Origin of the sequence: Megasphaera sp. DISK 18, from assembly GCF_001682955.1 — a bacterium.
Lineage (GTDB): Bacteria > Bacillota > Negativicutes > Veillonellales > Megasphaeraceae > Megasphaera > Megasphaera massiliensis.
In genome coordinates this window covers 66,106-84,565 of the sequence record NZ_LUGJ01000017.1, presented here as the reverse complement: position 1 = coordinate 84,565, position 18,460 = coordinate 66,106, and the positions used below count along the sequence as shown (strand labels likewise).

Annotated in this window: 15 protein-coding genes; 14 read left to right on the top strand and 1 reads right to left on the bottom strand. The window is 50.2% G+C overall.

The features are described from left to right. From A0U42_RS04145 to nifJ, 8 genes are all read left to right on the top strand, one after another. Window positions 1–394, top strand: a 394-nt coding sequence (locus A0U42_RS04145) for a 3D domain-containing protein (protein WP_065359977.1), incomplete at its 5' end; no start/stop codon positions are given. 142 nt (window positions 395–536) lie between these two features. Then, a complete protein-coding gene (gene glmU / locus A0U42_RS04140) occupies window positions 537–1,910 on the top strand; it encodes a bifunctional UDP-N-acetylglucosamine diphosphorylase/glucosamine-1-phosphate N-acetyltransferase GlmU (protein ID WP_065359976.1) in 1,374 nt (457 codons plus the stop codon). Window positions 1,911–1,984: 74 nt separating this feature from the next. After that, complete coding sequence (locus tag A0U42_RS04135) at window positions 1,985–2,950, top strand: ribose-phosphate pyrophosphokinase (RefSeq protein WP_065359975.1); 966 nt, start codon at window positions 1,985–1,987, stop codon at window positions 2,948–2,950. A gap of 18 nt (window positions 2,951–2,968) precedes the next feature. Then, window positions 2,969–3,535 (top strand): aminoacyl-tRNA hydrolase, encoded by a 567-nt coding sequence (gene pth / locus A0U42_RS04130; protein ID WP_065359974.1) that lies wholly within the window; start codon window positions 2,969–2,971, stop codon window positions 3,533–3,535. Window positions 3,536–3,596: 61 nt separating this feature from the next. Continuing rightward, window positions 3,597–4,616, top strand: coding sequence for an MBL fold metallo-hydrolase (locus A0U42_RS04125; protein WP_065359973.1), 1,020 nt, complete (start codon window positions 3,597–3,599; stop codon window positions 4,614–4,616). A gap of 487 nt (window positions 4,617–5,103) precedes the next feature. After that, window positions 5,104–5,556, top strand: coding sequence for a desulfoferrodoxin family protein (locus A0U42_RS04120; protein ID WP_044505393.1), 453 nt, complete (start codon window positions 5,104–5,106; stop codon window positions 5,554–5,556). A gap of 22 nt (window positions 5,557–5,578) precedes the next feature. After that, window positions 5,579–6,124, top strand: coding sequence for a glutathione peroxidase (locus tag A0U42_RS04115; protein WP_044505394.1), 546 nt, complete (start codon window positions 5,579–5,581; stop codon window positions 6,122–6,124). Window positions 6,125–6,558: 434 nt separating this feature from the next. After that, the gene (gene nifJ / locus A0U42_RS04110) at window positions 6,559–10,068 is read left to right on the top strand and encodes a pyruvate:ferredoxin (flavodoxin) oxidoreductase (RefSeq protein ID WP_065359972.1); all 3,510 of its coding nucleotides are present in this window, start codon (window positions 6,559–6,561) and stop codon (window positions 10,066–10,068) included. A 677-nt stretch (window positions 10,069–10,745) separates the two neighbouring features. On the opposite strand, the gene A0U42_RS04105 is transcribed toward nifJ, so the two are convergent. Then, on the bottom strand, window positions 10,746–11,666 hold the full coding sequence (locus tag A0U42_RS04105) for a LysR family transcriptional regulator (protein WP_083122271.1): 921 nt from the start codon (window positions 11,664–11,666) through the stop codon (window positions 10,746–10,748). Between the two features lie 598 nt (window positions 11,667–12,264). Here A0U42_RS04105 and A0U42_RS04100 point away from each other — a divergent pair. The 6 genes from A0U42_RS04100 to A0U42_RS04075 all read left to right on the top strand — a co-directional run bounded on the left by A0U42_RS04100 (window position 12,265) and on the right by A0U42_RS04075 (window position 18,456). Further along, window positions 12,265–13,560, top strand: coding sequence for an amino acid permease (locus A0U42_RS04100; protein WP_176698845.1), 1,296 nt, complete (start codon window positions 12,265–12,267; stop codon window positions 13,558–13,560). A 413-nt stretch (window positions 13,561–13,973) separates the two neighbouring features. Further along, complete coding sequence (locus tag A0U42_RS04095) at window positions 13,974–15,443, top strand: anthranilate synthase component I family protein (RefSeq protein ID WP_065359971.1); 1,470 nt, start codon at window positions 13,974–13,976, stop codon at window positions 15,441–15,443. Next, entirely contained in the window at window positions 15,440–16,006 is a 567-nt protein-coding gene (locus tag A0U42_RS04090; RefSeq protein WP_065359970.1) for an aminodeoxychorismate/anthranilate synthase component II, read from the top strand. The genes A0U42_RS04095 and A0U42_RS04090 overlap by 4 nt, the downstream gene beginning before the upstream one ends. A gap of 31 nt (window positions 16,007–16,037) precedes the next feature. Next, window positions 16,038–17,060, top strand: coding sequence for an anthranilate phosphoribosyltransferase (gene trpD / locus A0U42_RS04085; protein ID WP_065359969.1), 1,023 nt, complete (start codon window positions 16,038–16,040; stop codon window positions 17,058–17,060). Window positions 17,061–17,072: 12 nt separating this feature from the next. Continuing rightward, entirely contained in the window at window positions 17,073–17,861 is a 789-nt protein-coding gene (gene trpC, locus A0U42_RS04080; protein WP_065359968.1) for an indole-3-glycerol phosphate synthase TrpC, read from the top strand. Beyond that, on the top strand, window positions 17,839–18,456 hold the full coding sequence (locus A0U42_RS04075) for a phosphoribosylanthranilate isomerase (RefSeq protein ID WP_255304102.1): 618 nt from the start codon (window positions 17,839–17,841) through the stop codon (window positions 18,454–18,456). Before trpC ends, A0U42_RS04075 begins: the two co-directional genes overlap by 23 nt. Window positions 18,457–18,460: the final 4 nt, after the last annotated feature.

The following is an 18,460-nucleotide window of genomic DNA, read 5'->3' as shown; positions in this document are numbered from 1 at the left end:
GACAGACCATGGTCTGTCTGCCGACGGAATCGTCGGCTCGCAGACGATGGAAGCGCTCTCTGAAGCCAGCGGTCGCCCGGTTCCGGAAGAAGCTGCATCGGCGACGGAAGGTCACCAGCGTCGGTTGGTTATGGAAGCTACGGCTTATACGGCTCAAGATGGCGGCGGCAGTGGATACACTGCAACCGGCCAGTATCTCCAGCGTGGTATGGTTGCCGTTGACCCGTCGGTTATTCCCCTCGGCTCTCAGCTTTACATTGAAGGTTACGGCTATGCCGTTGCCGCTGATACCGGTGGAGCTATTGTCGGTGACCGTATTGACTTGGCCATGGATTCTACTAGTGAAGCCCTTAATTTCGGCCGTCAAGACGTCGTCGTTTATGTATTAGGTTAATCTCAAGTTGATGCTAGGATATCCATTAGCTGAAAAGGGGCTGTTGTACAGTAAGTTGTGCAACAGCCTTTTTTTTCGCCTCGTTTTGTGGTATCCTTAAAAGGATTTATATAGTGATGTAATTCAGGGAGGCTATTGCTGAATGAAAAATACTATTGCACTTATCCTCGCTGCCGGCAAGGGGACGCGAATGAAATCGAAGTTTCCCAAGGTTTTGCACAAAGTCGGCGGCGTTCCGATGGTGGAACAGGTGCTTCGGGCTGTTAAGGCAGCCGGAACGACGCGCCAAATTGTTGTTGTCGGTTTTGGCGGAGAACAGGTCCGCGACTACCTCGGTGACCGGGCTGAAACGGTTGTACAGCAGGAACAGCTCGGTACCGGTCATGCTGTGCTGCAGGCGGAACCGTTGTTGCAAGGCGCTTCCGGTACACTTCTCGTTACCTGCGGCGACACTCCTTTGGTAACGACGGAAACCTTTACGGCTCTCATCGACTGCCATGAAAAGAGCGGTGCTGCGGCAACGGTACTGACGGCACATATGCCGGATCCGACGGGCTACGGCCGCGTTATCCGTGATGATAAAGGGCAGGTCGTCAAAATTGTCGAGCAAAAAGACGGCACGCCGGAAGAACTGGCTGTCGACGAAGTAAATGCCGGCATTTATTGCTTTGATATGCCCCTTTTGTGGGATATGCTGCACAACGTTACCAATGACAATGCTCAGGGCGAGTATTACTTGACCGATATCATCGGCATGCTCGTATCGTCGGGCCGCGTTGTCAGTGCTTTTGCAGCTCCGTCCTATGATGAAACGCTGGGGGTCAACTCCCGTCAGCAAATGGCAGAAGCAGAACAAATTATGCGTCGCCGTAAACTGGACCAGCTCATGGCCGACGGCGTTTCTATTATTGATCCTAATAATACCTATGTCGACACGACCGTTACCATCGGCCGCGATACGGTACTTTATCCGGGAACGATTCTCGAAGGTCAGACGGTCATCGGCGAGGACTGCCACATCGGCCCTTATGTCCGCATGACCAATGTACTGATGGGCGATGATGACCATGTGCAGTTCATGTATGCTCATGACTGCCAAATCAAAAACGGCTGTGAAGTCGGGCCTTTCGTTCACTTCCGCCCCGATACGGTTATCGGCAATCACGTAAAAGTCGGAAATTATATGGAAGTCAAAAACTCGACTGTCGGAGACGGCACAAAACTGCCTCACCTCAGTTATATCGGCGACAGCGATGTCGGTCAGAACGTCAATATCGGCTGCGGGACGATTACTGTCAATTATGACGGAAAAATCAAGCACCGCACGACCATCGGCAATCACGCTTTTGTCGGCTGCAACAGTAACCTCGTAGCGCCGGTTACGGTCGGTGATTACGCCTATGTCGGTGCCGGTTCTACGATTACCAAAGACGTACCGGCCAAATCCTTATCCGTTGCCCGCGCTCGGCAGCGCAATATCGAAGACTGGGTTAAAGACGATACCTATAAGAAATAACACTTTCTCCACCTAGCGTTTATCGGTTTTTATATCGAATCATATATTACAATATTCATACAGGGAGGCTCATTATGAGTTACGAAGACGGGAAAAAGCTGAAGATTTTTACGGGGAATGCCAATCCGGAATTGGCCAAAGAAATTGTTGAGTACCTTGGATTAGAATTAGGCAAGGCCTTTGTCGGTAAGTTCAATAATGGTGAAATTCAGGTCATGATCGATGAAAGCGTCCGCGGTAAGGATGTATTCGTCATTCAGCCGACCTGCCAGCCGGCTAACGATACCCTCATGGAACTGCTGATCATGGCGGATGCCCTGAAACGCGCTTCGGCAAAACATATTACCGCCGTTGTTCCGTACTATGGCTATGCTCGTCAGGACCGCAAGACCCGCGGCCGTGAACCGATTACCTCGAAACTGGTTGCTGATTTAATGACCAGAGCGGGAATCACCCGCGTCGTTACGATGGACCTCCATGCCGGCCAGATCCAGGGCTTCTTTGATATCCCTGTCGATCACCTCGGTTCGGCTTCCATCATCGCTCAGTATATTAACCAGAAAAAAGAAGAAACCGATTTGGGTGACCTCGTCGTCGTATCGCCGGACCTCGGCGGCGTAACCCGTGCCCGTGACCTGGCTGACCGGGTCAGTGCGCCTATTGCCATCATCGAAAAACGCCGTCCTCGTCCGGGCGTTGCCGAAGTCATGAATATCATTGGTGATATCAAGGGCAAGACCTGTATCCTCGCCGACGATATCGTCGATACGGCAGGTTCCTTATGCGGCGGTGCCAAAGCCTTGAAGGAAATGGGAGCTTCCCGCGTATTTGCAGCCTGCGCCCATGCCGTCCTCACCGATCCGGCTGTCGAACGGATTCAGAAATCGGTCATCTCCGAATTGATCATTACCAATACGATTCCCTTGCCGCCGGAAAAACAGAGCGACAAGATCAAGGTCCTTTCTGTAGCTCCCCTTTTGGGTGAAGCGATTATGCGCATCTTCCATGACGTCTCTGTCAGCCGTCTTTTCGATAAATAAGGAAACGATACCGTGCATATGATCGTAGGCCTGGGCAATCCGGGCCGTCAATATGAACAATCAAAACATAATACGGGTTTCGATGTCATCGATGAACTGGCCAAACGCTGGGAAGTGTCGTCCTGGCAGGAACGAATGGATGCCCTCGTGGCCCAAGTGACCGTTGACGATGAAAAAATCATCTTGGTCAAGCCCCAGACATTCATGAATGACAGCGGTCGGGCCGTGGGTCCTCTGATGCGTTGGTATAAGGTAGAGCAGCCTGATGTTTACGTTGCTTATGACGACATGGATTTGGCTGTCGGCCGCCTGCGCATTCGTAAGAACGGTAGTGACGGCGGACATAATGGGATCAAGAGTCTCTTTGCTAACGGCTGCACCGATTTCACCCGCTTTCGCGTCGGTATTGGCCGCCCTTTACCGCATCACGATGTCATCGATCACGTCTTGACGCCCTTTCCGGAGGAACTGCGTGAAAAGTATCTCCAGGGCATCGAAGACGCCGCGACGGCCATTGAAGGTTGTCTGCGCCTCGGTGTCGACAAGGGCATGAACCGCTACAACCCGCGGAAAAAGAAGCTATGAGTACAAGAGACTGCCGCGTCTGCGGCAGTCTCTTTTTCTACGCACCTTTAGGAGGGACTTTATGATTGAAAAAATGCATGCGTCGCCGGATGTATACCGCATCCGCGTCGTATTACCGGATAATCCGCTCCAGTATTTAAATGCCTATGTCATTAAAGGTAAGAGCGAGAATCTGGTCATCGATACGGGCTTTAACCGTCCGGAATGCCGTGAGGCCCTGTGCCGCGGTTTAGAAGAGCTCGGCATTGATCTCCGCCACACGTCCTTATTTTTGACGCACCTCCATGCGGATCATACCGGCCTTGTCGGCTTCTTTGCCAAAGCGGGCTGCCCGATTTATATGCATCCCGTCGACTATCAATACCTTGTCGACTCGGAAGACGGCTCGACGTGGAAGGCTGCTGAAGACAATTTCATGCGCGAAGGGATGCCGCCGGAAGAAATCAAGAGCCAATTTTCCAATCAGGCTCGAACTTTTTCACCGGACCCGCATTTTCCGATTAACGCGGTCGCTGATGGAGACGTCCTGCACCTGGCGGGCTGTGAGCTTACGGTCATTCATACACCGGGGCATACGCCGGGCTTGTGCTGCCTCTATATGCCCAAAGAAAAGATTTTCTTTACGAGCGACCACATCCTGTTTGACATTACGCCGAATATCCAGGTTTGGTACCACATGAAGCAGGCCCTGCAGCGGTATTTGGAAAGCCTGAAGAAGGTGAAGGACCTGCCGGTCAGCCAAGCTTTGCCGGCTCATCGGGAGGGTGATACGTCGGTCGTCGGCCGTATCGATGAACTTCTGGCTCATCACGACCGACGCCTCCGTGAAGTCCTTCACTTGGCCGCGGAATATCCGCATAGCACGGCCTATGAGATTGCACCCCATATGACTTGGTCCATGCGCGGCAAACCCTGGAAAGACTTTCCGCCGACGCAGAAGTGGTTTGCCTTAGGAGAAACCTTGTCTCATGTCGAGTATCTTATGGATAAAGGTCTCCTCTGCTGTACCGAAGAAGGGGGCGTCCGCCATTATGATGTCGTTCCCGGGATGGATGCAGCTCATCTCGTTGACGGAGTGTAACTGCCTTTGACGTATCTGCATGCACAACGACGTTTCTTATTCTGATATTAAAAAAAAGCCCTGCCGCCGCAACAGCCCTGTTGCGGCGGCTTTTCTATGCACAGCCGTGGAGGCCTTGTTCATTTTATGGAGGGAGGCTGCCTTTGCCGAATTCATGTTGCGGAACGATACGACGGAATTTTGATGAAAGGCGAGTGGTAAAATGGGAGAAAAAATATTATAATAAGAAACCTGTCTTTTCAGAATGGGCGGTAAAGCCCGTAAAACCTGCATAAAATCATCAAAAATGGAAGTCTGTAAGGTCTTTCTGCACTTACTTATATAAAGAATAATAATTCTCCGTTATTGACAAATATGACAATTTGACCTATAATAAACACATAAGAAAAAGTATTAATTAGGAAGCAAATGCTTATAATTTTTTTAGATTATATAGCTTATTTTTATTTTTGATTGAGGGGTGCTATCCCCTGGAGGAGGAATTGATATGAAGCATGTTGAATTTTACCGCAATGATGCAGATGGTAAAGTTTTGGTCGTCGTCGGCGCACAGGCACCGGAAGAAGTAATTTATGCAGGCCAAAAATTGACTCATCTCGTAGCTGGTTCCGTTGATGCCGCACAGGAAAAACACGTCCCCTGTATCCAGAAAATCGACAACCATCTGGAAGTTCAGGTTGGTTCTGTCATTCATCCGATGGAAGAAAAACATTATATTGAATGGATTGCCCTGGTCGACGATAAGGGTGTAGATATCCATTATCTCAAACCGGGTGAAGAACCGAAGGCTCATTTTGAAACCGGCGATAATGGCGAAGTCTATGCATACTGCAATCTCCACGGCCTGTGGAAGGAAACTTTCTCCGTTAAAGAAGCTCCGGCCCTTGACAGCGCTATGTGTTCACCGGAATTTGGTGGCTGCGTAATTCATGACGTCTAAGAGAAACAGGAGGAATAACACAATGAAAGTATTTGATTTTACTGTTAAAGATATCCGCGGCGGCGACGTTGCCTTGAGCCAGTATGAAGGCAAACTGCTGCTTATCGTCAACACGGCCAGCAAATGCGGATTTACGCCGCAGTACGATGGCTTGGAAGCTCTTTATAAAAAATATAAGGACAAGGGCTTAGTCATTCTCGGTTTCCCGTGCAACCAGTTCTTGGAACAGGATCCGGAAGATAATAAACATATCGAAGATTTCTGCCGCCTGAACCACGGCGTTACCTTCCCGCTGTTCGCCAAAATCGACGTTCGCGGTGAAAAGGCAGATCCCCTTTACAAATACCTCACCGAAGCTGCTCCCTTCAAAGGCTATGAAACGGATAAAGACAGCGGCCGCCTGATTCAGCAGGTCGTAGCTGAACACTATCCGGACAATGCCGAAGGCAACGGCATTAAATGGAATTTCACGAAATTCCTCGTCAGCCGTGACGGCAGCCAGGTTCAGCGCTTTGAACCGAGCACGACTCCGGAAGAATTAGATCCGATTATCGAAAAGGCCCTCTAATAACCTGTAACAGAGACCCCGCATTACGCTTTGTGCTATAATGCGGGGTCTTTTTTTTGTTTGTTGTATTGACCTTTGATGGGAAAACTTTCACAAATTTAAGACCCTCTTACTTTTCAGAACCTTTACGGATTCTTTTCTTTATAAAATGTAATCGTCGTCATGATGAATCTTTGTTCCTCGTAAAGTCCATGCAACGATTACATAAATATGTATGCGTTTAGACAGAATCGGCATAAGATGAACGTTTTACTGGAAAGCTCTTGCGTAAAATTTTTATAAATAGTACAATGAGGATAACAAATAGTCATCTAGTTAATACCATAGCTACATAGCTTATAGTGATTATTTTGTCCTTGCAATGTAATGGGATGACTCCAAGTGTACACGGATTCTTTCAAGTTACGATGTTTTACAGAAAGGGGAACAGTATTATGACACAGAAAGTTTTTAAGACTATGGATGGCAACGAGGCAGCCGCCCATATTGCCTATGCCTTTACGGAACTGGCATCCATCTTCCCGATTACGCCGTCGTCGCCGATGGCTGAACACGTCGATGAATGGGCTGCTCATGGCCGTAAGAACTTGTTTGGCGCAACCGTCCAGGTTCAGGAAATGCAGTCTGAAAAAGGTGCTGCCGGTGCGATGCACGGTGCTTTGAATACCGGTGCCCTTACGACGACTTTCACGTCCTCTCAGGGCATGATGATCATGCTCAGTAATATGTTCAAAATTTCCAGCGAATTGCTGCCGGGCGTCTTCCACGTCGCTTCCCGTACAGTCGCAACGAACGGTTACACGATTTTTGCCGGTCATGACGATGCCATGGCTATGCGCGGCACGGGTATCAGCATGATGTGTGAATCCAGTGTTCAGGAAATCATGGACCTGGCTGCTGTCGTCCATGCAACGGCTATCACCTGTCGTATCCCTATCATTAACTTCTTCGATGGTTTCCGTACGTCTCACGAAATCCAGAAAATCGAAGTTATTCCTTATGAAAAACTCCGTCCGCTTCTCGATATGGATGCCGTTCGTGAATTCCGTAAACGCGGCATGAACCCGGATAATCCGGAAGCGATTTCCTTCTGCGAACCGGCTGAAGTCTTTATGCAGCATCGTGAATCCTTGAACAAATTCTACGACCGCGTCCCGGAAGTTGCGGAAGGCTACATGAAGAAAATCAGCGAAATCACCGGTCGTGAATACCATCTCTTCAACTACACCGGCGCTCCTGACGCTGAACTCGTCCTCGTCGCTATGGGTTCCGGCGCACAGACCATTGAAGAAACGGTTAAACTGCTCGTCGAACAAGGCGAAAAAGTCGGCTGTATCAACGTTCACATGTTCCGTCCGTGGTCGGAAAAACACTTCCTGGCAGCCGTTCCTGATACGGTTAAGAAGATTGCCGTCTTAGACCGTACGAAAGAAACGGGCGCTAACGGCGAACCGCTGTACCACAGCGTAGCTGCTTCCTTCGCTGCTGCTGACGTAGCTCCGAAAGTTTACCATGGCCGTTATGGTATCGCATCGAAAGAATTCTTACCGGGCGACGTCGTAGCTGCTTTCAATAACTTGAAAGCCTTCGAACCGAAGAACGATTTCACCTTGAGCATCGTTGACGACGTTACGCATAAATCCTTGCCGCGTGTCCAGGACGTCGATACGGCTGGCGAAGGCTTGAAAGCTTGTAAGTTCTGGGGCTTCGGTTCCGACGGTACGGTCGGTGCGAATAAGAGCGCTATCAAGATCATTGGCGACAACACCGATATGTACGCTCAGGCATACTTTGCATATGACTCGAAAAAATCCGGTGGCGTTACGGTTTCTCACCTGCGCTTTGGCGATACGCCGATCAAGATGCCGTATCTCATCAATGACGCAGACTTCATCGCCTGCCACCGTCAATCCTATACGCACGGCTTCGACCTCCTGCGGGGCATCAAGAAGGGCGGTACCTTCTTACTGAACACCGTATGGAAACCGGAAGAACTCGATGAAAAATTACCGGCTAAAATTAAACGCTCCATCGCTCGCAACGACGTCCAGTTCTACATCATCGACGCTGTTGGTATTGCACAGAAAATCGGTCTTGGCGGCCGCATCAACATGATTATGCAGTCGGCCTTCTTTAAACTGGCTGACGTCATTCCCCTTGACTTGGCTATCTCTAAATTGAAAGAATTCGTTGTCGAATCGTACGGCAAAAAAGGTCAGAACATCGTTGACATGAACAACGAAGCGATTGACCAGGGCTTGTCTGCTATCGTCAAAGTTAATGTTCCGGCCGCTTGGGCTGATGCTGTTGACGAACCGGTCGATATGTCGAAACACACGAAATTCTTCCGTGACTTCTCCATTCCTGTCAATGCTCTCGAAGGCGACGACCTTCCGGTCAGCGCATATGACGGCTTTGAAGACGGTCGTTGGCCGACCGGCACGGCTGCTGAAGAAAAACGCGGCGTTGCCATGTTCGTACCGAGCTGGGATGCTGAAAAGTGTATCGGCTGTAACCAGTGTTCCTTCGTATGTCCTCACGCTGCTATCCGTCCCTTCCTCATGACGCCGGAAGAAGCTGCGAACGCTCCTAAAGGCTATCAGGATAAGGAAATCAAAGCAGCACCGGAATACAAATACAATATCGTCGTATCGGTCATGGACTGCCTCGGCTGCGGAAGCTGTACGCATGTCTGCCCGAAACAGGCTCTGACTATGAAACCCTTCGACGAAGAAGAATACAGAGCAGATCTCTGGGATTACGTCATCAACCTGCCGATTAAACCGAATCCGATGGACAAGAACACCGTTATCGGCAGCCAGTTCGAACAGCCCTTGCTTGAATTCACCGGCGCTTGCGCAGGCTGTGCTGAAACTCCGTATTGTAAAGTCATTACCCAGCTCTATGGCGACCGCATGATCATTGCCAATGCTCACGGCTGTTCCAGCGTTTGGGGCGGCAGTGCACCGGACTGCGGCTACACCAAGAACGAACAGGGTCATGGCCCGGCTTGGTCGACATCCCTCTTCGAAGACAACGCTGAATATGGCTTCGGCATGATGCTGGCTGAAAAGACGGAACGGAAACTCTTGGCTCAGTACGTCGATGCGGCTATGGACGTTGCAAGTCCTGAATTACAGGCTGCACTGAAAGACTGGAAAGAAAACATGGCTAAGAGTGAAGGTACTCGCGAACGGTCCGATAAGGTCATCGCTCTCCTCGAAGCTGAAAAAGACGGCAAACCTGAATTGGAACAGGTTTACGATATGAAACAGTTCCTCGTTAAACGGAGCCAGTGGATCTTCGGCGGCGACGGCTGGGCTTACGATATCGGTTACGGCGGCTTGGACCACGTTCTGGCGCAGGGTGAAGATATCAACGTCCTCGTCTTCGATACTGAAGTTTACTCCAATACGGGCGGCCAGGCTTCGAAAGCTACGCCGACAGCTGCTGTCGCTCAGTTCGCCGCAGCCGGTAAGAAGACCCGTAAGAAGGACCTCGGCATGATGCAGGCTCAGTACGGCTACATCTACGTCGCACAGGTCGCTATGGGTGCCGACAAGAACCAGTTCATGAAGGCTCTCAAAGAAGCTGAAGAATACGATGGCCCGTCCCTCATCATTGGGTATGCACCGTGCATCAACCACGGCCTCAAGATCGGTCAGGGTCAGAGCCAGCTCGAAGAAAAACGTGCTGTCGATGCAGGTTACTGGCATCTCTGGCGCTACAATCCGGAATTGAAGAAACAGGGCAAGAATCCGTTCATCCTCGATTCCAAACCGCCGAAAGACAACTTCCGCGAATTCCTCATGGGCGAAACTCGCTTCTCGTCCCTGCAGCGCACCTTCCCGGAAATTGCCGAAGCTCTCTTTGAAAAGACCGAAGAAGATGCTAAGGACCGTTATGAAGGCTATGTACGCTTAGAAAAGGCATACGACAAATAAGTATTAAAGGTTAGGCGGGGCTGTCCCGGGAGGACGGCCTCATGAAAACGAGACTGTCATAGATATCTATGGCAGTCTCGTTTTGTGTGTCTCGTCATCCATATGGAGTTCTTGCGGTCCGTCGACTCCTACAGCCCTTCAGAGATCGTAGACGGAGGTGTCAGATGGAGAAGTTCTGCGAGGCATTGAAATGAATTTGGCCGGACTCTTTCTTGTCTGGGATGAGCGTAACTGCTGTGACAGGCAGCGGGAGGGCATGACATGTAATGTCTTTCAGCGTCGAGGTACAGACCGGGGCATTCTTAGGATGCCGATGAGCTGTGTATAAGATGGGGAAGGCCTTTCCGGTATTGTCGTCCTTATCGTGGGTTGCGGCGTATGAAAGGGTATAGCGGTCAGCCGGTTTTGATAAGGGACAGTCCTGTGAAACCGTAAATAGCCTTTCTCTTGTGCTGACAGAGAGGTATTGATTATGGCCCTTCGCTGCGTCTGCAGATGCTTTTAAGGCCGTGTTACAAGATGGGGAGACGCATCCATTTCCTCCGGGACTTTTGAAAGGGCTGTCTGTCTTAGAACCGGGAGGTAGTACGGCCGTCTTTTCAAGGGGGCGCAGAGACAAAGAATCGGGGTTCACGAAGATGTCCGTGAACCCCGATTCTTTGTTTTAGCCGTAACTCTTATTCTCGGCCCGTAAGCAGTCCTGATAAAATGTTGACGTACAGGAGCGCTTCCGGCGAAAGAGCCTCCTCTTTTATCTTTATCCAGCCGACAGTCATCGTATCCAAGGGATTGGCAATGGGAATGGCCGTGATGTGGCGTCCGATGATGGCCGATGCGACATGCCCCGTTCCGATGGTATAGGCGTCGGTTGCGCGGATGATGCTGAACAGTGTCGATCGGTCGGTGACATAGATGCTCTGCCGATTGGAGGGGTCCGATAGGAGCAGTTCTTCAGAAAACTGCGAGCGGTCGTGACCTTGTTCGAAGCGGACGCAGGGATAGTCCTTAAGCTTGCCGGGAGGGATGCTTTGACTCTCTGCCAGGGGGTGGTCCAAGCGGACGTAGATACAGGGCGTAAACGTACAGAGAGACGTGAATTCCAGCTTGTTCTTTTGGAACAGGTCCTGCAAAAAGTTTTCGTTCATGTGGGATAAAAAGAGGATGCCCAGTTGGCTTTCACGGGTGACGACGTCGTGGATGACTTGCGATGTCCGACCTTCACGCAGGGTAAAGGTGTAGGCTGATGTCGGCGATATGCGCTGCAGAGCATGGATGAAAGCCTCGTCGGCAAAGGGGTAGTGCTGAGATGAAACGGTCAGGGTGTGCGCGTCTTCCTGGCCGGTTTCAGGGTGAAAATGGTCATGCATTTCGTCAGCATGAGCTAAGATGTGGTCGGCATAGTGCAGAAACTCTAACCCGGCCGATGTGAACGTGATGCCGTGACGATTTCGCTTGACCAGCGTCAGAGAAAATTCTGTTTCCAAGTCTTTGATGGCGGCACTGAGACTGGGCTGGGCGATGTTCAGAGCCTGGGCGGCGGCAGAAATAGAATTGTGTTTTGATAACTCAAGGATATAACGCAATTGTTGTAAAGTCATAGTAAAACCACCTCAAATATAAACCGTACCTATAGAGACGCCCTTCTTAGCTTTATTGTATCAAAATAAGCAAAGTTGGGAAAGTTATGATTTTTTGACACAGTAAAGAAAGTTTTAAAATGAAAATTTTAATCTCGAAACAGCAAAAATGAAGAAAGAAAAATCCCACTTAAAAATTTAAATTATAAAGAAAAGTTAACCAAATTTGGCTTTTTGAAAAAGACAAATGTTTGTGAAAGTTGGCGTAAGGTGATAATGATTCATTTTAAACTCATGGATATTTCTCGCTTTCCTGACAAAAAAGTAAGGAATAATGACTTATTCCATAGATAAATACTATGAATGCAAATTGCACAATGAATATTTTACAGCCGATACCTTTCATGATATACTTTAACCATAGAATAGAACGTTTAAGTAAAAGGTAAAACCCCGACGTGTACATTAAAATTTACGGTTTTTAGAAAAATGTTAAAAAACGACATAGGTAAAAAGTATATACACTGAAGTTGAGAAAGGAGAGCCGCATCAAGGGATAAAATGTAAGTGTCGAGGGGACATCATCCATCCAATCTATTCACCATAGGAGGTCTTTGATATGAATTCATCAGCAGCACTGGCCCGCCAAGCGGGAATGACAGATGCACAATGGAAAGCAGCCGTCAAGTTCGACAGTACGGACTGGGGCTGGATTATTATGAGTATCGGCATGGCTATCGGTGCCGGTATCGTGTTCTTACCGGTTCAGGTCGGCCTAGTCGGCGTATGGGTTTACTTATTTTCCGCAATCATTGCCTATCCGGCCATCTATCTTCTGCAGCGTTTGTTCATCAATACCCTGGCCGATTCGCCGCGGTGTGAAGACTATCCCAGCGTTATCAGCGGCTACCTCGGCAAAAACTGGGGTTTCCTGCTGGGCATCCTTTACTTCCTCAGTATTCTCATCTGTGTTTTCATGTATTCGACGGCACTGACCAATGACAGTGCATCCTTCCTCTATTCCTTCGGCGTCACCGATACGCTCCTGTCCGACAATCCTTTTTATGGGCTGGCTATCATCTGTGCCATGGTCCTTCTCGCTTCCCGTGGTGAACAGCTCTTGTTCCGGATTTCGACATTGATGGTTTTAACGAAATTGTTAGTCGTCATCTGTTTAGGCGGCATCATGATCCAGCACTGGAACATTGCCAATATCGGCGTTTTCCCCGATTTAGGCTACCTCGTGAAAAACACGATTGCCATGCTGCCTGTAACCTTGACCTCGATTCTGTTTATCCCCAGCATCAGCCCCATGGTCATTTCTTACCGCTCTCATAACAAATCGATCCACGTCGCTCGCTACAAAGCCATGCGGGCTATGAAAATCGCTTTCTCCGTCTTGTTCATTACGATCTTCTCGTATGCCATGTCCTTTAACCTGGCTCTCGGTCACGATCAAGCCGTTCTCGCTTATTCCCAGAACATTTCTGCATTGGCTATCGTTGCCAAGGGCTTCGACGGCAGCGCTGTTAAGATCTTCAGCCTGGTCCTCAACGTCTTCGCCGTTATGACGGCCTTCTTCAGTGTGTTCCTCGGATTCCGCGAAGCCTGCCAGGGTATCGCCATGAATCTCCTGCACCGCTTCATGCCGGAAGACAAGATCAATAAGAAAATGGTCAGCTTCGGCATCCTCATCTTCGCCGTTGCCGTTGCTTGGGGCGCCATCGTCCTCAATGCACCGGTCTTGAAGCTCCTGACCCTTCTCGGCCCGATCTTCGGTATCATCGCCTGCCTTATCCCGGCGTACTTGGTTTACAAAGTCAATGCCCTTCACAAATATAAGGGAATTTCGCTGGTACTCATCGTATTTGCCGGTATCCTCTTGATCATCTCGCCGATCATTGCCATGATGTAAGACGGAAATTTCTCCCTAAAAGTGTGGGCTTAAACACAAGTAAAACGATTATCTTAAAAATTATATAAAAACTACCTTGACAGTTTAAATCATGCGGTGTATCATACAAACATCAATTGAACATCGTCCATGAAACCATTGAGGCGGAAGTAAAAACGATGACGTGCACGTACAGAGAGCCGGGGTGCTGAGAGCCGGCCGACGCAGCTCGTTAAATGGACCGCTGAGGGCGCAGTCAAAGGCCGCAAGGCTGAGTATCCTGCGACGTGTTGGTATACGTCAGTTACCGGGAATATGTTGGTATTCCGTCGAGAGTAGGGCTCAACCCCTAAAACAAGGTGGCACCGCGGAACTTAAATCCGTCCTTGACAAATCGTATTGTCATGGACGGATTATTTTTTTAGGAGGTTTGTATGGAAACGCTCAGCTTAGAACAGGTAAAAGCCTACCAAGGCCAATATAAGGTCGTTCCTGTCGGAGTCAGCATGTATGCCGACAGTTGTACCCCGATTGAAGTCTTGCGAACGGTCAAGCATATCAGCTCTCATTGCTATATCTTGGAAAGTATGGAAGATTCTCAGCGTTGGGGCCGATACACCTTCATAGGATACGATCCTCAGATGGGCCTGTTCTGCAAAGACGGAACGGTTACGATCAAGACCGGGGCTGAAGTACAGCTTCATACGGACCATCCGGAACAGTTCATTTCTCAAATTTTAGCCGACAATAAGGCACCGCGCCTGGAAGGGTTACCTCCCTTTACCGGCGGGTTGGTAGGCTACTTTTCCTACGATTTTATTAAATATGCTGAACCGTCACTGACACTCAAGGCCGCTGATGACGATGGTTTTAATGATTTTGACCTCATGCTCTTTGACAAGGTCATCGTCTTCGATAATTTAAAGCAGCAGATTTACCTCATCGTCAACGTTCGCCTCGACGGGGCAGAAGAAAATTATAATCGGGCTATGTTGGAACTACAGCGTATGGAAGACCTCATTCGCCATGGCGAGAAGGCACCGGCCCAGCCCCTTCAGTTAAAGAGCGACTTTAAACCTCTCTTTAATGAGCAGGAATACTGCCAAATGGTTGAAAAGGGGAAACATTATATCCGCGAAGGGGACATCTTCCAAGTCGTCTTAGCCAATCGCCTTCAGGCTGAAGCCGAAGGCAGCCTCCTCGATACGTACCGCGTGCTGCGGACGATCAACCCGTCGCCGTATATGTTCTTCTTCTCCGGCGACGATATCGAGCTTGCCGGTTCTTCTCCGGAAACGCTGATCCGCCTCGAAGGGCGGGACCTCTTCACCTTTCCCTTAGCCGGATCGCGGCCGCGGGGCAAGACGGTGGAAGAAGATAATCAACTGGAAGACGAACTCCTGCACAACCCCAAGGAATTGGCAGAGCACAATATGCTCGTCGACTTAGGCCGAAACGATTTGGGACGCATCAGTGACTTTGGCAGCGTCCATGTCGAACGTTACCTCAACGTCCTGCGCTTTTCCCATATCATGCATATCGGTTCTACCGTACACAGTACGATAAGGGACGATAAGACTGCCGTCGATGCCATTGCCGCGGCCTTACCGGCCGGCACCTTGTCCGGGGCTCCGAAAATCCGGGCCTGCGAAATCATCGATGAACTGGAAGGCCATAAGCGCGGCGTTTACGGCGGCGCCGTCGGCTACATCGATTTTACCGGCAATATGGATTGCTGTATCGGCATCCGCCTGGCCTATAAGAAGGGGAATCACGTCTACGCCTGCTCCGGTGCCGGCATCGTCGCCGACAGCGTACCGGAACAGGAACACCAGGAATGCCTGAATAAAGCCAAGGCCGTCGTCATCGCCCTGCAGCGGGCCAATGGAGGGATTGACAAATGATTGTACTCATCGATAATTACGACAGTTTTTCTTATAATCTCTACCAGCTCATCGGACAGTTGAATCCGGATATTAAAGTCATCCGCAACGATGAAATGACCGTAGAAGCCCTTGAGGGCCTGCATCCGGATCATCTGATCATTTCGCCGGGGCCGGGTCGGCCGTCGGATGCCGGGATTTGTGAACAGGCTATCCGCTATTTTGAAGGAAAGATCCCTATCCTCGGCGTCTGCTTGGGCCATCAGGCTATTTGTGAAGTCTACGGCGGCACCATTACCTACGCCGGGGAATTGATGCACGGCAAACAATCCGTCGCTGCTCTCGACCGGGACAATCCCCTCTTTAAAGGACTTCCCGAAACGGTCGACGTCGGCCGGTATCATTCGCTGGCCCTCGATCCCGATACCCTTCCCGATGACCTTTGCGTCCTGGCTCGGACCGATGACGGCGAAATCATGGCCGTCGCCCATAAAGACTATCCTACATATGGCTTGCAGTTCCACCCGGAATCGATATTGACGCCGACGGGACCGATGATGGTCGAAAATTTCTTAAAATTATAATAGATAGAGTAATTACGAGGAGGTAACGACGATGATTAAAGATGCGATTATCAAGATTGTAAATAAAGGTGATTTGACCTATGACGAAGCAAAGGCAGTTATGCTGGAAATCATGAACGGCAAGACGACACCGACCCAGAATGCCGCTTTCTTGGCGGCGCTGTCGACGAAGAGCACCAAGGCAGAAACGATTGATGAAATTTCAGGCTGTGCCGAAGCCATGCGCTCTATGGCAACGCCCGTTCCTCATCCGGGCATGGATGTCCTGGAAGTCGTCGGTACCGGCGGCGACGGTGCCCATTCTTTCAATATTTCGACGACGTCGGCCATGGTTATTGCCTCGGCCGGTGTTAAAGTAGCCAAACACGGCAACCGGGCCGCCTCATCCCTGTGCGGTACGGCAGATTGCCTGGAAACACTGGGGCTCAATATCGAACAGGACCCTGAACTGGCACTTAAGATGCTGGAAGAAACGAACTTCTGCTTCCTCTTTGCTCAGAAATATCATGCCGCTATGAAGTATATCGGACCCATCCGCAAGGAACTGGGATTCCGGACCGTATTCAACATCCTCGGGCCCTTGACCAGTCCGGCTAAGCCGACGATGATCCTCCTCGGAGTTTACGATGAATACCTGGTCGAACCCCTGGCGAAAGTATTGTCGACCCTTGGCGTCAAACGAGGAATCGTCGCCTACGGCCAGGAAAAACTCGATGAAATTTCGCCGAACGGGCCGACGACGATTTGTGAACTCCGTGACGGATATTATCGGACGTCTATCCTGCGGCCGGAAGACTTCGGCATGGTGCCGGGAACGAAGGAAGACCTCGTCGGCGGCACGCCGGAAGAAAATGCCGACATCACGCGAGGCATCCTAAAGGGAACTGTTCAGGGGCCGAAACGAAACGCCGTCCTCTTGAATGCCGGAACGGCCTTGTTCATTGCCGGTAAAGCCGATTCCATCGGTGCCGGTATCAAAATGGCTGCCGATCTCATCGACAGCGGCAAGGCTATGGAAACGCTGAATCGCTGCATTGCTGTCAGCAACTCGTAAGAAGGTGAGCACATGATACTCGATGATTTAACGGCAGCTGTTGCAAAAAGGCTGGTAGAGGATAAGACACAAGTTTCCTTATCGGAGATGAAAAAACGGGCCTTGGCAGCTCCGAAAAAAGAGGGGTTCCCCTTTGAACATAACCTGAAACAGAAGGGGCTTTCCTTCATTTGTGAAGTCAAGAAAGCCTCGCCTTCAAAAGGACTGATTGCTCCTGATTTTCCCTATGAAGCCATTGCGAGGGAATATGAACAGGCCGGTGCGGCGGCTATTTCCGTATTGACTGAACGGGATTACTTCTTAGGAAGTCCCAAGTATTTACAGGATATTGCCGGGGCGGTTCAGACGCCGGTCCTTCGCAAAGATTTCATCATCGATGAGTATCAGATCTATGAAGCCCGGGCCCTCGGAGCTTCGGCCGTCCTTTTGATTTGTGCCATTCTCGATGATGAACGATTGAAATGCTTCTTTGAACTTGCCGATTCTCTGGGCCTTTCGGCCTTGGTTGAAGCTCACGACGAAACGGAGGTCCTTCGGGCCATCAAGGCCGGTGCCCGCATCATCGGCGTCAACAATCGGAATTTAAAAGACTTTACGGTCTCTCTCGACACGAGCTTCCGTCTGAGAACGCTGGTACCGGACGATATTCTCTTTGTTGCCGAAAGCGGCATCAAGACGGGAGAGCATACGAAAAGCCTCTATGACCATGGCGCAGACGCCGTCCTCATCGGCGAGACGCTGATGCGAAGTCCCGATAAGAAGGCGGCCTTAGCGGAACTTGCCGCCGGAACTCGTGGTTAAGGTAAAGTTCTGCGGCCTCAAGCGGCCTTGCGACATCGTTTGGGCCAATGAACTCCACCCCGACTATGCCGGCTTCGTCTTCGCCGGTACGAAGCGACGCGTTTCTGATGAGCTGGCAGCAGAACTTCGCAGGGAATTGAATCCGTCCATCCCGGCTGTCGGCGTCTTTGTCGACGATGAGCTGCAGCATATGGCGTCGTTAGTAAAAAAAGGCGTCATCCAGCTTGTCCAGCTCCACGGTCAGGAAGATGAAGCTTTCGTACAGCAGATACAGACGGATTTAGGCGTTCCTGTCATCAAGGCTTTTTCTATTGCCAATCAAGACGACGTAACGCGAGCCTTGGAGAGCCGTGCCGACTATATCCTCCTCGATCAGGGAAAGGGCGGTACGGGGAAAGCCTTTGATTGGTCCTTGCTGAAAGGCATTGGCCGACCGTACTTTTTAGCCGGCGGCCTTACGCCGCAGAATGCAGCTCAAGCAGCAGCCCTTCAGCCCTATGCCCTCGACGTTAGCAGCGGCATCGAAACGGATGGGGTGAAGGACAGAGAAAAGATGACTTTATTTATGACAATATTAGGTGTTTACAGGAGGTAAACAG